Raw genomic sequence first — 14,376 nt, 5'->3', positions numbered from 1 at the left:
CGCGGGCGGCATGGCCACCCGCCGGAAAACACCGAACCTAAACAGCAACCGCCGTGTGCGACCACGCCGGGTGCACCACCCCCGGCAGGCTGAACGGAATGGGAATGCCGCGCTTTTTGAACTTCAGCGGCAACCAATGCACCCGCTCAGGGTGCACCGGCTCGATCAACAACTCGCGCGCCGTGGCCATGGCGTGGGTCATCTGTTGCGGGTAGATGATGAAGTCGTAACCCTGCTCGGCCCACAGCGGCAAGATGATCGGAATCTCTTCCAGAATGTATTCGCGGCACTGCGCGGCGGCCTGCTGGGTATCCGCCGCCGGGTCACGCAGCAACAGGCGTTCGATAAACACGCCAATGGTGGTGTCGATGGCCGCGCGCAAGCGGCTGTCGGGCTGGGCGTACACCTCATTGACCTGCAAGCGCAGGTCGGCGTAACGATCTGAGGCCAGCTCTTCGTTCCAGCGGCTGATGGTGACCTTGGCCTCCAGGCCATCGAGGTATTTGCGATTGCGCTTGAGCCACGCCTCGCCATCGCGAATCGACGCCGACAACGCCAGGCCCGGCGACTTGCCGTGTTTGTTGTGGCGCTGCAGGGTGTCGGCCACCACCACTTTTACGTGGCTAAAACCGGATTTGTTGATCAGGTGTACGGTGGAACTGAGCTTCTGCTGCTCGTGGTACTCCTGCCCTACGCTCACCGCCAACACGCAGCGTTTGCCGGTGAAATCCAGCTCCTCACCGCCCTTGTTGAAATAGGCTTTGAGATTGATCGCTTCCACATCGCTCATGGTCGTTAGCTCCAGTAGGCCAAGGGTTGGTTGTCGCCGAAATAGCCGATAAACACGCCGAGGGTGACGCGCGTGCTGGTGGCCGAGGGGCGCACGGCATGAATCAGGCGGGGGTTAAGCAGAATCAGGTCGCCGGGTTCGGGCTTGATGACAAAGTCCGGCGGCGGCAGCAAATCGCGCTCGATGCCATAGGCGCGGGTGCCGCGCAGGCGTTCGTACTGTTGCTCGTCGGGCTCGATGCCCCAGATCTCCAGCTCGCCGCCGTCTTCGGGAATTTCCAGATAAATGTTGGTGGACAGCTGCGTGAGCAAGCGCGGTTCGTGGTCGGCGGGCGCGTTGCGTTCGAGGTTGTCGGTGTGAGGCGTCAGGTCGACACCGCTGCCTTGAAAACGGGCGATGCCGACAAAGCATTTTTCACCGTTTACATCCAGCAGCCGCGCGCCCTTGGGCCACACCTCATCGAGCAGTAAGCGCAGCTCGTCGATGGGCGATGCCAGCGGGCGAAAGGCGTCGCGAATCTTGCGGATGTTGGTCAGCGCCTGGGCGTGATACGCCTGGCGACTTTGCTCGTCGCCGATCTCGATATAGGCCTTGCCCAGGCGGTTGAATTCTTTCTGCTCGCTGAACGAGCCGCGCAGCTCATGGCGAGCCAGGCGCTCGCGGGCCAATTGCACGGTGTCCGCCGGGCAGAAGCCTTTGAGGCGCACACCATAAGCACGTTTGTGCAGCACGTCGGCGATATGCGAGGCCTGCAATTGATCGGCAGTAAGGGTGGTGAACATACAGACTCCTGAACGTCCCTGGATGGAATGAAGGTTCGACCAACAGCGGGTTGCGTCACGGGCAACTCATGGCTTCGTTTGCTTTTCGTAGGGTGTGCTCTGCGCACCTTTGCAGTAGCTGGGCAATCGCACCGGTGCGCAGAGCACACCCTACGGACCGTGGTGTTTTATTGAGGTGAGTGCTCCGGGTTGAACTGCGGGGCAAAACGGCCAGTGGCATCGAACGGCTGGCTGATAAGGCCTTCAGCCCGATACAGGTCGGCGGTACGTTGCACGTCGGCAATCACGCCAGCGTCTATGGGCACGCGGTGCGGTTGCGAGTAGCGGTTGGAGCGGCTGTGTATGTCCACCGGCAAGCCGCTGTAGCGCGCTTGAATGGCCGAAAACGCCGGCTCGTTGGCATTGGCCCAGGCATAGGCACGGGCCAGACGTTGCAGAAAATCTGCCAGCAGCGCCGGCTTGTCGCGAATCGCCGCGTCGTTGGCCACCAGCAACATATTGCCGGCGAACAAGCCTTCACCACTGACCAGCACCCGCGTGCCGCCCTCGATCTGGCTCATGCTGGTGTAGGGGTCCCAGGTCGCCCAGGCGTCAGCCTCGCCGTTGGCCAAGAGGCCTCGGGATTCGGCCGGTTGCAGGAAAATGAACTGCACATCCTTGCCTGTCAGCCCCGCCCCGCGCAGCGCCGCCAGCGCCAGGTAATGGCCGATGGAGCCGCGCGTGGTGGTGATTTTTCGCCCCTTTAAACTCGCCGCATCGCGTAGCGGCGAATCCTGGTTGACGACAATGGCCACCGCCGTTTGCGTAACGTTTACCCGCACCACGCCGACGGTTTTCAGCGGCGCGCCGGCGCCGGCGGCAAACACAAAGGGCGCATCCCCCAGCGTGCCGATATCCACCGCACCGGCGGCCAGCGCTTCGGCGGTGGGCGCCGCCGCACCGAACGAGGCGAACTCGATGCGGTACGGCAGATTGTTCAGCTCGCCTGCTGCTTCCAGCAGAATCTTCAGCGACGCTTTCTGGCTTGAAACCCGCAGCAGCTCCTCGCCCTGAACAGCCGGGGCGAGGGCCAGCAACGCAGCCAACAGCAGCATGGCGCGCTTCATCAGAAGGCCAGGCTCAAGCGGCCGTAGTAGTAACCACCACCCAGGCCATAGGGCGAGAACATGCCGTACTCGTAGGTGCCGGCCCACGGCACGATACCAATACTGTCCGGGTACTCGTCGAACAGGTTGTTGGCACCGACTGCCACCGTCACGTTGTCGCTGATGTCGTAGGCCACGTCGATATCAGTGATCCACTTGGGGCTGTACGTGCGGTCGTTTTCCGCGTTGTTGTTGCCTTCGGTGTATTCGCCGTAGCGGGTGACAGCCAGGTTGACGTTCCAGTCGTCGAGGCGGTAGTTGGTGGACAGAATCCATTTGTCCTTGGGCGTGGCCTTGGTCAGGTCTAGCTGCTGCTGACGGTCGAACAACACATAGCCGGACCCCAGGCTCGAAAGCTCCGACGGCGTTTCGGCGAGGTCACGAATGGTGGTCTTGTTATGGTTGTAAGCCACGCTCCATTTCGCCTGGCCGTATTCACCGAAGTTCTGGCTATAGTCGAGCACCAGGTCGATACCCTTGGTACGGGTGTCGGCCGCGTTGGCAAAATACTGGCCCGACAGGTTACGCGGCAGGCCATTGGCCTCAAGGATGTCGGAGACTGCGGTGCCCGAGAGAATCCCGGTTTGCAGAATGCGGTCGTCGATATCGATCAGGTACAGGTCAGCGGTAAAACGCAGGCGTTCGATGGGCTCGGCGGTAAAGCCCAGGCTGTAGTTGCGCGACTTTTCCGGCTTGAGGGTTTCGGCGCCCAGGGCAATGGCTTCCGGCGAGTCGGGGCGCATCTGTTTGGTCCGTGCCGTGGTGGTCACGCCGCCGCCGAGGAACTGGGTGACCGAGCTGGTGGACGAGAAGGCATTCTGCGCCAGTGAAGGCGCACGGAAGCCGTTGCTCACTGCGGCCCGCACGGCGTAGCCCGGCAGAAACTCGTAGCGGGTGGTGAACTTGCCGCTGGTGGTTTCGCCAATGCCCTGGTTGTACTGCTCCTGGCGCAAGGCAAAGGCGGCGTACCACTGGGAGGTGATGTTAAGACCGAAGTCGACATACGCCGCACCGCTGTGGCGGATTTTCGCGTTGGCGTCTTCCGGGCTGGTGCCGTTGACCGAAAACAAGCCCGGGTCGGGTCGCCGCCCGGCGTATTGCCCGCTGGGAATCACGTAATCGCCGTAGTTATAGGAGTTCGGTTCGCCCTCCCCCAGCTCGAATTTTTCCCAGCGGTATTCGATGCCGAACGAGGTCTCCAGCGGGCTGCTCCAACCGATATCCAGCGCGCGGGTGAAGTCGAGGTTATTGGTCCACTGGTCAAAGGTTTCATCGGCCAGGTGGAAGCGCTGCTGGCTGAAGTCCGGGCCGTTGGAAATGTTCAGGTTGTTGTCGGTATACAGCTTGGCCTTGTCGCGGCCATAGGTGGTGGACAGGTCCCAGTTCCAACCGGCCGCCAGGCCTTTGCCGCCAACGGCGAACTGGTAGTCGGTTTCCTTCACTTCGCGCGTGGCCTGGCCGCCTTTGGGATAGGGCTGGCCATCGGTGTTGCCGACCATGGCGGTGATATCGGTAGGCGCGCGGTGACCGAGCACCTTCTTGCCGTCGCGGTAACTGAGGGTCGAGAACGAGTACAGGGTCACGTCGTTCTCAAGCGGCAGCTCAAGGTTGTACGCGGTGCTGGCAGTGCGGTCGCGGCCCAGGCCGTATTCCTCCCCCCAACCATGGGTCTGGCTGTTGCGCGGGTCGGGAGAGCCATCCCACAACGGGCCGAAGTTGCCTTCCACCGAGCCTGCGCGGTCATAGGGTTCCTGGGATTTGGCATCGAACGACAGGTTGAAAAAGCCGCCATCGCCGAGGGTGGTGCCGAGGTTGGCCGCTTCGTGCCCGGTGGTGCCATCGCCGCTGTAGTACTGGCCGAGGGAGCTGTCGGAGGTGATGCCGGCGTTGTCCTTCTTGAGGATGATATTGATCACCCCGGCAATCGCATCCGAACCGTATTGAGCGGCCGCGCCATCGCGCAGCACTTCGATGCGTTCGATCGCGGCGGTGGGAATCAGGTCCAGGTCCACCGGCACGGCAGCCGTGCCGACGCGGGCGTTGTTGTTGATCATCGCCGTGTTGTGCCGGCGTTTGCCGTTGACCAGAATCAGCACCTGGTCGCCGCCCAGGCCACGCATGCTGATACCGCGCACCAGAAAGGCGGTACCGCCGCCGTTGATGGTCGGCGCGTTGAACGAAGGCAGCAGGCGCGTAAGGATGTCCTTGAGGCCGTTCTGGCCGGTTTTCTCCAACTGTTCGGCGGTAATCACATCGATCGGCACCGGGCTGTCGGTCACGGTACGCGGCGCACTGCCACGTACACCGGTGACCACCACGGTATCAAGTGTCGGGTCATCGGCCAGGGCGTGGACCGGTATTCCCGCTGCCAGCAAGGCAGCGCTAAGGGATGACAAGGCAAAGGTTTTGCTGAACGCAGTACGCATTGAAAAACTTCCTGTTATGAGCGTCTGGGGTAATTAGTTTTTTGCGCCGATGGCGGCGACCACTTCGACTTCGATCAAGGCGCCGGGCAACACCAGCCCGGCTACCTGCACCGTGGTACGCGCCGGTTTCAGCGGCTGTTTTTCGGTGCCGAAAAATTGCCGGAAACCGGCCTGCAGGCCGTCGAAGTCCAGACGCCCGCGCTTGGCCGGGTCGCCCACCAGATACACCCGCACCTGCACCACATCGCCAAGGGTCAGGCCGCGCTCGGCAAGCACCGCCTCGATCTTGCGAAACACCACCAGGGTCTGTTGTTCGGTAGTGCCGGCGGCGCGCAGCTGATCCTTGGGCGCTTTGGCGTCCACCGGGTCCGGCAGGATTCCGGACAGGTAAGTCACTTGGCTGTTTCCCGGCAGCGTCACCGCTTGCAGAATCGGCGAGTTCGGGTAGGTGGAAGGCACGCGTTGGATGTCGGCGGCGTGGCCGGCAGTGGCGCCGGCAGCGCATAGGATCCCCAACCCCAGCAGGGCTTTATTGATAGGCATGGCAAATACTCCAAGGTCTTTATCGCCAGCCTCGGAGGTCCGCTACCTGGCACATCGTTGTTTTCGGTTTTTTGAAAGGCGCGGCGGGTTCAGGCCGTTTGCCGATAAGGCGTGTTTTGCACACGCTCGAACAGGTTTCGCACCACACGGCGTGCTGCACCGGCCGCCGCTTCCTGCCAGATGCCGACACCGCTATGGGCCAGGCCATCGCTGGTCAGGTGAATGCGTCCCTGGGCCTGGTTGAGCAGGCTGTAGGCCGGCTCGGCGACCTCATGATTGATCCATGGCCCAAGGTTGTATGGGATTCGGCTCCAAGCCACTGCCAGCGGATTGCGCAGCTCCGCCGAATGCCCCGGGTGGAGCAGCTCCACCGCTTGTTTGGAGGCGGCGATCTGTTCGGCAATGTTTTTCTCGCCAAACACCCGCGCGGTTTCGCCGTTGTTGTAGGCGGCAATCAGAATGCCCTGCTCCTGATTGAACCCACCGCTGGGATACCAGAGACCGGAAGCCTCCTGATTCACAAACGACAGGCCACCATAAATCTGGTAATCCCGCTCCCAGAACCGTCGTGACTGCCAGGCCACTTTGTTGGCATAGCCGAACTGCACGGCATCTATCGCCTGCTGCACCGGCGCGGTGAAATTGGTGTCCAGCTTGGCCAGTAACGGCAGCGGCAAGGCCACCACTGCGTAGTCAGCCGTAAGGGTGTGTTCACGCCGGCTTTTGCGTTCCACATAAGCGACCTGCACGCCGTTGTCCTGGTTATGAATGGCACGCACTTCGCTGCCTAAGCGCAACGCGCCACCCAAGTGTTTTTCAAAGGCTTTGGGAATGCGGTCCATGCCGCCGACCGGCTGAAACATGGTCGGCGAAAACTCCGGGTATTCGTCGATCATCAACGCATTGGCCAGCGCCGGATTGAGCAGCGTGCGCAGCGGCAACGGCTCATTCTTCTGCGCCAGCTGCTCACCGGCACCGGGCCAGACTTTGTAGCCCGAGCGCGCCGAACCAAGGTATTCGAGCTTTTCCGACAAGTCGCCAAAGGTGCGCAAAAACCCCAGCAACGCACGTTGATCGTCTGCAGTCAGCTCGGCGTTCAAGGCTTGGCGATTGACCGCCTTGGCAAGCAATTCGGCGATATGCCCGCGGCTGTCGTTTACCGCCTGACGAATTTGCATCGGCGGCTCGGCGAGATTGGGCCGCACCAGCGCATTGCGGCTGGTGTTCACCAGCACCTCCAGCTCCACCCCCAGTTCCCGGCAGTAGCCCAGCATCAACTGGTGGTGACTCGGCAACCGGGCGGGGCCGGCGTTGAAATAAAAGCCTTCGGCAAAATTGGCGACTTGCACGGTGCCGTCGGTGTACTCCACGCGGTCGCCTTTGCGCAGCGTCCAGTTGCGCCCACCGACACGGTCGCGGGCTTCCAGCACCGTGACCTTGAAGCCCGCCTTGCGCAGCTCATACGCGCTGACCAAGCCGCCGATTCCCGCACCGATTACCACCACGCTGGCGCCATTACCGACGTGAGCGGTTGGCAAGCTCGCGTAGCTTTCCTGGCCGTTGGAAGGCTGCGCCCAGGCTGGCGACAGCAGCCCCAACGCCCCCATCGCGCCATACGCCGCGCGGTAACCCCCAATGGCGGCAACGCGTGCAATCAGCGCTCTTCTGGTCAATGGCATCCCTGTTTCCCCATCGTCTGGACGGGCCGATCTGGCCCCGCAGCCTATATTGCGCATTGTTATAGACAGCTACGCTTAGGCTGCTTAATTCGTCTATGGGAGCCATCCTACTGACGGAAATAAACTGAGAGAAATACATTTTAGTCATATGCAAATATTAAATTGTTTAATTTTAAAGTGACTGCAATCTGCAAGAAATGCATAACAACAATCGAGGCAACAGCTCACAATCGGCGTCAGTGTGCGCAGCCTGACGGCCGGTCTTGAGCGGCCGCCGAACGCTGCACCGCCTCAACCAGCCTCAACAGATTGCCGCCATAGATATCTGCCACGTCCGTTTCGCTGTACCCGGCTGCCAACAGCCGCTGACGGATGCGCGGCAGCTGGGAGACATCGTCCATGCCCTCGACACCGCCACCGCCATCCCAGTCCGCGCCAATCCCCACGTGCTGCGGACCAACCACCGCCAGCACATGCAAGACGTGGTTGATAAAGTCTTCGAAGGTCACCGGCTGCTGCGGATACAGCGCCTGCGCGGCACGAATACGCCCGGCCAGTTCCGCCACCTGCGCCGGGCTTAGCGCGGCAGCATTTCTGAATTGCCGATACAACGGCCCCAGCGCCTTGTCCCGCATCGGGTTCGGCCGCCGGGTGATCAAGTCACTGGCAAAACTGTTGATCGCCACCAGCCCGCCCTGGGCCGCCAACCTTCGCAGGCGCGCGTCATCCAGGTTGCGCGGGCTGGCCGCGACCACCCGGCTGCCCGAGTGCGAGGCAATAACGGGCGCCCGCGACAACGCCAGCACCTGGTCGAACGTGGCATCCGAGGCATGGGACACATCCAGCACAATGCCCAGCCGATTGGCCTCCCCCACCAGCGCCCGGCCCGCAGCGCTCAGCCCATGCCACTCCGGCAGCGCGGTGGCCGAATCGGCGAAGCTGTTGTTTGCCGCGTGCACCAAACCCAGCATGCGCAGCCCCAACCGCTGATACGTGAGCAAGCGACCCGGATCTGCCGCCAACGGCTCGGCGTTTTCCATGGAGATAAGCACCACCCGCTTGCCCGCCGCCGCAATCCGCCGGGCATCGTTGGCGCAGAGGGCCAGCTCGAAGTCGTTCGGGTGGCTGGCGACCATGTCGCGAATGCGCGTAAGCACGGCCAGCCCATGCTCACTGGCAAGCGTGCGACCTTCATCGGTGCGTGGCCCCTGCGGGGTGAAGATCGCCCAAAAACCTCCATCCAGGCCGCCCTCGCGCATACGCGGCAAGTCGACCTGCGACAGGTCGTCGGCATAGCGGTGGCGCGCGGTGATATCCCAGCCCGGACGGGCCAGGTGCATGGGCGTGTCGAGGTGGCTGTCGAGCAGGATCGGGCGCGGCGCTGTGGAGCGGTCATCGGCCTGCGCGCTGGCGGCCAGCAGCAGAGTCAGCGTCAGGCCATGGCGAAGGCGTTGCATGGCTTAACCCCAGCGAAAACTGCGATCCCACAGTGGCGACACATCGAGCGCGTTGGGCAGCACACCGGCCTGGTGAAACAGGTCGGCCACTTCCTGCTGCGAGCGCACCGCCGCATCGTCCACCGGCTGCAGAATGCGTGGCCCGCTCTGGGCTTTGAACTGGGCGATAAACACTTCTTTGGGAATGCCGAGAATCTGCTCGCTCTTGGCGGCCCACGCCTCGGGGTTGTGTTGAATCCATTGCCAGGTGTGGTACTCGCGCAGGATGTAATCGGTGATGGCGGCGTGTTTTTTCGGGTCGCCAATGGCCTGCGCATTCGCGGCAATCACGTAGTTGCCCGATAAATAACCCTGCCCCGTGCGCAACACCCGCGCGCCACTGCGCAGTTCAGCCAGCTGGATGAAATAGCCATAGGTCACCCAAGCATCGAGGTTGCCGTTTTGAAACGCGGCAAAACCATCTTGCGGCGTGAGCGCCATGGGCGTGATATCGGCGAAGCTCAGGCCCTGTTCTTTCAGGGCTTTAAGCAGCAGGAAATGCGAGGTGGTGGAGCGAACGTAGCCGATGCGTTTGCCGCGCAGGTCGCTCAGGTTCTCGATAGCAGACCCCTTGGGCACGATGATCGCCTGGTTGTTGACGTCTCCGGTCAACACGGCAATCAGCTTCACCGGCGCTGCGTTTTTGATGCCGAAGATCGGCGGAATTTCGCTCATCGGCGCAATGTCGAGCGTCCCGCTGACCAACGCCTCGAAGGCCAGGTTGCCGCCGGTGAATTCGGCGTATTTCACCGGATAGGGTGCCGGTTCAATGCCAGCCTCCTTGAAGAAGGTCGGCGCCGCGCCCTTGTAGGTCGCCACGTGCAAACTCGCGCCCTGCCAAGGGGCGGCGCTGTGGGCCAGGCGCCAGGGCAAGGCAGCGGCCAGCCCGGCAATGGCCGAGCGCTGGATAAAGTCGCGACGGTTCATAACGGTGTTCCTTCACTCGAGAAAATCGGGTTCTTCGCGCACCAGCCGGTCCCAGTGCGATTGCAGGGCAAACCAGCTGCCAAATTCAGTGCCTACCTGGCCGGCGGTATGGCGCGCCACGTCGGCCGGAATCGGTTTGGGCGTGCCGGCCGCTTCGGCCAGCAGTTGGCTGTGGGCGGCGTTGTCCAGGGCAATAAAACGCCACACCGCCGCCTCCACGGTTTCACCGACGGTGAGCAACCCGTGGTTTTGCAGAATAAGCGCGACGTTATCCGCGCCCAGCGTGGCGGCAATGCGCGCGCCTTCGCTTTCTTCCAGCACCACACCGCTGAAGTTATCGAACAGCGCGTGCTTTTCATAAAAGGCGCAGGCGTCCTGCGTCAGCGGGTCGAGCAGGCGCCCGAGGCTGGACCAGGCTTTGCCATACAGCGAATGGGCGTGGGCAGCGGCGACCACATCCGGCCGCGCCTTGTGCAGGGCCGCATGGATGGCAAATGCCGCCAGGTTCAGCGAGCCCTCGCCTTCGACAATTTCACCGTCGGGATTGACCAGCAGCAGATCGCTCACGCGGATATGACCGAAATAAACCCCCACCGGATTCACCCAGAAATGCTCGGGAAACTCAGGGTCGCGCACGGTGATATGGCCGGCACCGCCCATGTCAAAACCGAAGCGGGCAAACAGGCGAAACCCGGCGGCCAGCCGCTGCCGCCGCACCAGCCGTTCGGCCGCGTAGCTGGTTTGTTGCGGCGGATGTTGCCAGCGGTAAACCGTGTGGCCGTCGCGTTTTAGGCCATAGGCTGACGGCCTTGGCAGGCCAGGCGGTTGGGCACTCATGCCGGTACTCCTTGAATAGATTGGCGCGCGGTAAACACGGCGTTTTCCAACGCTTGCCCGACGCGCCAATGCTGAATATTGCGCGCCAGCAGCTCGGCGATATTGAGGTAAACCTGCGGCGAGTTGGCCGAGGTATGCGGCGACAGATGCACCCGTGGATGGCGGTACAGCCAATGGCCTTCGGGCAAGGGTTCGGGGTCGCTGACATCCAGACTGGCGAGGCCGATTTGGCCGGCATCCAGGGCGTCGCGCAGCGCGTCCTGATCGATCAGGCTGCCGCGCGCCACGTTGATCAGATGCAAGCCAGGCTTGGCTGAGGCCAGCACCGCACGGTCGATGACACGGTACGTGCGCGCGGTGGCGGGCGCGGCGAGCAGCAGGTGATCGGCACGGGCAAACAGGTCGTGGAGATCGCGCGCCGCTTCAATGCCCGGCAACTCGAATGGCTGCTCGGAAGCCCGCAGCGCCACCACCTTCATACCGAGGGCCTGTGCCTTACGCGCGGTGCTTTGGGCGATGCGGCCAAAGCCGAACAACCCCAGCGTGCTGCCGCTTACCGAGGCAAGCGAACGTTGCTGCCAGTGCCCGGCGTTGTTGACCCACAGTGCCGGCAGTTGCTTGGCGGCGGCGAAAACAGCTGCCACGGCGAACTCGGCGATGGCCTCGGCCGTGGTGCCGCGCGCGCTGGCGACCGGCACCCGCTCCAGCAACCAGGGCGGAAAAAAATCGACGCCGGAGGTGACCAACTGAATCCACTGCAAACCATAGGGCCACCCGGCCGGCTCTTCGGCACTTTTCAGTTTCGGATGGGGCGCGGCGAGCATGACCTGCACGGTGGCGGGCAGGCCGGCGAATACGCCGCGCGGCCAGTCCAGCACGTCCACGCCGGGCAGCATTTGGCGTAAACGGGCGTTGAACGCCACGTCCAGCTGACTGGCGATGCGTAACGCGCTCATACCAGTGCGCCCGGTGCGGCAGCAAACGCGGCGCGGCCGGCGGCACCGAGAATGGCATCGTCCTGGGGCGTGTGGATGCGGCTGCACAGCACGTCGCGATAATGCCGTTCCAGCGGATTGCCACGTGCCAGGGCAGGATTGCCAATGGCCTCGATACCCAGCTCCACCGCCTTGATGGCCTGATGGGTGACCAGGTACTTGACCTGCGTAGCCTCGCTCGCCGGCACCCGCCCTTCTGCCGCAGCATCGAGCAGCACGCGGTTGGATAACAACAGGGCGTCGATACGGCCGACCAGTTCCTGAAAACGCGGCAGGCTGGCCAGCGGCGCGCCGAGGTTGGCCGGCGTGCGCCCCTTCAGCCACCCCACGAGCCAGTCACGCGCGGCCTGCGCGACGCCGTCGTAAATGCTCGACAGCAGCACCGCCAGCCACAGTACGCCGGAGGGGTCGAGTTCAGAGGTACGCGGCACGTCGGCCGGCTGCACATCGACGGCATGGTCAAACGGCACCAGCACATTATCGAACACCACGTCGTGGCTGCCGGTGGCGCGCATGCCCAGGTGGTCCCAGGTTTCTTCAATACGAATGCCCGGCGTGTCGCGGTGCACCAGCCAGGTGCCGACGCGGGGCACGTTGTCATCACTGCGTGCCCACACGGCCAGCCAGGTCAGCCCCGGAATGCCGGTGGAGTAAATTTTTCGCCCATTCAGGCGCCAGCCCTCCGGAACACGGGTGGCCAGGGTAGCGGGTAAACCGCCACGGGCCGGTGTGCCCAGTTCAGGCTCCACGCGCAGCGCGTTAATCAGCGCGCCCTGCTCCACGGCCTCGCGCGCCACGCGCAAGCGCAGGTACTCCGGCCAGGCCAGGTTCTTTTGCAGGCGCGTGTGCTGCAGGTATTGCATGACCAACACCAAGGCAGTGGACGGCTCGCCCTTGGCCACCGCACTGATTACCCGCCGCGCTTGCGCCAGGCTGGCGCCACTGCCGCCCAGCTCGCGCGGCACCGTGAGCGCGAGCAGATCCAGTGCTTGCAAGCGTGCCAGGTTGGCGTGCGGGAACTCGCTGTGTCGGTCGTAATGGGCGGCGCTGGCCGCAAAGTGCGCGGTGAGTTGTTGCAGCACCTGGGCAAACGCCGGGCTGTCCAGATCGGGGCGGGTGTCCACCGCGATGGCGGGTTGGGCGTTAGCGGTCATCGGTGGGTCCCTGTCAGGTAAAAGGAATGATTGGGCGCCGGCTCAGCGTTGCTTTCCACGCCAAGCAAACCGAGCAAGTGGCGGCGCACCTCCTGCAAGTGGCGGGTGGCAATCTCGCGCGGGCGCGGCTGGGCGATGTGCAGGTCGTCGACAATGCGGCCCCGGTCCAACACCAGCACGCGGTCGGCCAGCAGCACGGCTTCATCCACGTCATGGGTCACCAGCAATACCGCCGGCGCGTGTTTGCGCCACAACTCCAGCACCAGCTGCTGCATACGAATGCGGGTCAGCGCATCCAGCGCGGCGAAGGGTTCATCGAGCAGCAGCAACTTGGGCTCGCGCACCAGTGCCCGGGCCAATGCCACACGCTGCGCCTCGCCACCGGACAAGGTGCCGGGCCAGGCCGACAGACGATGCTGCAAGCCCACCTCCTCCATGGCCGCCCGCGCCCGCGCTTCGGGGTTGGCGCCGCGCAGCCCGAGGCTGACATTGCGCCAGGCACGCTTCCACGGCATTAACCGAGGCTCCTGAAACACCGCAGCGCGGGCTTGCGGCACCTGCAGCTGGCCGCCATCAATGCGGTCCAGCCCGGCCAGTGCGCGCAGCAAGGTGGTCTTGCCCGAACCACTGCGGCCGAGCAGGGCCACGAACTGACCGGCGCCAATGTCCAGGTCCAACCCATCGAGAATCCGCTGCTCACCAAATTGGCGAACCGCCTGGCGTACCGACACCGCCGCCACTGAAGCACTACGAGGCATGTTCAACTCCTGATAAACGCTGGTCGCCAGGCCAGGGTGAAACGCTCCAGCCCGCGCACCAGGGCATCGATGCCCAGGCCCAGCACGCTGTACACCAGCAGGCAGATAACGATGACGTCGGTGCGCATAAAGTCGCGCGCGTCGTTGACCAGATAACCGATGCCGGCGGTTGCGTTGATCTGCTCGACCACCACCAGCCCCAGCCAACTGATGCCAAAGGCATAACGCAAACCAACAAAAAACGACGGCAAGGCGCCCGGCAGAATCACGTGCCAGACCCGCTCGCGGCGGTTGAGACCAAACAGCGTGGCGGCTTCGATCAGCTTCGGATCAAGGCCACGGATGCCGGCAAACAAGGTGAGGTAAACAGGAAAGGTGGTGCCCAGTGCGATGAGGGCGATTTTCGGTGTCTCGCCAACCCCGAACCACAAGATGAACAACGGCACGATGGCCAGAAACGGCAAGGTACGCAGCATTTGCATAGGCGAGTCGATCGCCAGCTCACCGCCGCGTGACAGCCCGGCGACCAACGCCAGCGAGGCGCCGACACTGACGCCAATTGCCAGACCACTGAGTGCGCGGATCAGCGACACCCACAAATGCCCAGCCAACTCGCCGCTGGCCAGCATTTGCCACAACGTGCCGCCGATGGCGCTGGGCGCCGCAATAATTCGTGCCGGCAACACGCCGCTTTGCGACGCCGCTTCCCAGAGCAGCAACAGCAGCAACGGGCTGAGCAACCGTGCGCCCAAATTGCGCCAGAACGGCCAGCGACTATGCGATCGCAGCGACATGACATCTCCCTATAAGTCAGCAAATGGAGCCACCAGCACCCCACGGCAAA

General features: G+C 63.3%; 13 protein-coding genes. All 13 read right to left on the bottom strand.

Going from position 1 to position 14,376, the window contains the following annotated elements; genetic code table 11:
- Positions 1–37: 37 nt before the first annotated feature.
- The 13 genes from PKE98_RS08210 to PKE98_RS08150 all read right to left on the bottom strand — a co-directional run bounded on the left by PKE98_RS08210 (position 38) and on the right by PKE98_RS08150 (position 14,326).
- Positions 38–790, bottom strand: a complete 753-nt coding sequence (locus PKE98_RS08210) for a tRNA-dependent cyclodipeptide synthase (protein WP_271194773.1) — start codon at positions 788–790, stop codon at positions 38–40.
- Between the two features lie 5 nt (positions 791–795).
- The gene (locus PKE98_RS08205; protein WP_271194772.1) at positions 796–1,572 is read right to left on the bottom strand and encodes a 2OG-Fe(II) oxygenase; all 777 of its coding nucleotides are present in this window, start codon (positions 1,570–1,572) and stop codon (positions 796–798) included.
- Positions 1,573–1,739: 167 nt separating this feature from the next.
- Positions 1,740–2,678, bottom strand: a complete 939-nt coding sequence (locus tag PKE98_RS08200; RefSeq protein ID WP_271194771.1) for an ABC transporter substrate-binding protein — start codon at positions 2,676–2,678, stop codon at positions 1,740–1,742.
- Complete coding sequence (locus PKE98_RS08195) at positions 2,678–5,143, bottom strand: TonB-dependent receptor plug domain-containing protein (protein WP_271194770.1); 2,466 nt, start codon at positions 5,141–5,143, stop codon at positions 2,678–2,680. Before PKE98_RS08195 ends, PKE98_RS08200 begins: the two co-directional genes overlap by 1 nt.
- 33 nt (positions 5,144–5,176) lie before the next feature.
- Positions 5,177–5,686, bottom strand: a complete 510-nt coding sequence (locus PKE98_RS08190; RefSeq protein WP_271194769.1) for a RidA family protein — start codon at positions 5,684–5,686, stop codon at positions 5,177–5,179.
- 89 nt (positions 5,687–5,775) lie between these two features.
- Positions 5,776–7,365, bottom strand: coding sequence for a flavin monoamine oxidase family protein (locus PKE98_RS08185; protein ID WP_271194768.1), 1,590 nt, complete (start codon positions 7,363–7,365; stop codon positions 5,776–5,778).
- Positions 7,366–7,601: 236 nt separating this feature from the next.
- Positions 7,602–8,822: a dipeptidase gene (locus PKE98_RS08180; RefSeq protein ID WP_271194767.1), complete on the bottom strand. Its 1,221-nt coding sequence runs from the start codon at positions 8,820–8,822 to the stop codon at positions 7,602–7,604.
- 3 nt (positions 8,823–8,825) lie between these two features.
- Entirely contained in the window at positions 8,826–9,788 is a 963-nt protein-coding gene (locus PKE98_RS08175; protein ID WP_271194766.1) for an ABC transporter substrate-binding protein, read from the bottom strand.
- Between the two features lie 12 nt (positions 9,789–9,800).
- Complete coding sequence (locus PKE98_RS08170) at positions 9,801–10,625, bottom strand: class II aldolase/adducin family protein (RefSeq protein ID WP_271194765.1); 825 nt, start codon at positions 10,623–10,625, stop codon at positions 9,801–9,803.
- Positions 10,622–11,581 (bottom strand): D-isomer specific 2-hydroxyacid dehydrogenase family protein, encoded by a 960-nt coding sequence (locus PKE98_RS08165; RefSeq protein WP_271194764.1) that lies wholly within the window; start codon positions 11,579–11,581, stop codon positions 10,622–10,624. Before PKE98_RS08165 ends, PKE98_RS08170 begins: the two co-directional genes overlap by 4 nt.
- On the bottom strand, positions 11,578–12,774 hold the full coding sequence (locus PKE98_RS08160; RefSeq protein ID WP_271194763.1) for an acyl-CoA dehydrogenase family protein: 1,197 nt from the start codon (positions 12,772–12,774) through the stop codon (positions 11,578–11,580). The genes PKE98_RS08165 and PKE98_RS08160 overlap by 4 nt, the downstream gene beginning before the upstream one ends.
- Positions 12,771–13,532, bottom strand: coding sequence for an ABC transporter ATP-binding protein (locus tag PKE98_RS08155; protein ID WP_271194762.1), 762 nt, complete (start codon positions 13,530–13,532; stop codon positions 12,771–12,773). The genes PKE98_RS08160 and PKE98_RS08155 overlap by 4 nt, the downstream gene beginning before the upstream one ends.
- Positions 13,533–13,534: 2 nt before the next feature.
- Positions 13,535–14,326: an ABC transporter permease gene (locus PKE98_RS08150; RefSeq protein ID WP_309298745.1), complete on the bottom strand. Its 792-nt coding sequence runs from the start codon at positions 14,324–14,326 to the stop codon at positions 13,535–13,537.
- Positions 14,327–14,376 lie beyond the last annotated feature (50 nt).

It is taken from the genome of Pseudomonas turukhanskensis, assembly GCF_027922365.1.
GTDB lineage: Bacteria > Pseudomonadota > Gammaproteobacteria > Pseudomonadales > Pseudomonadaceae > Aquipseudomonas > Aquipseudomonas turukhanskensis.
The sequence above is the reverse complement of the archived record's forward strand: the minus strand, read 5'-3'. Positions and strand labels throughout refer to the sequence as shown.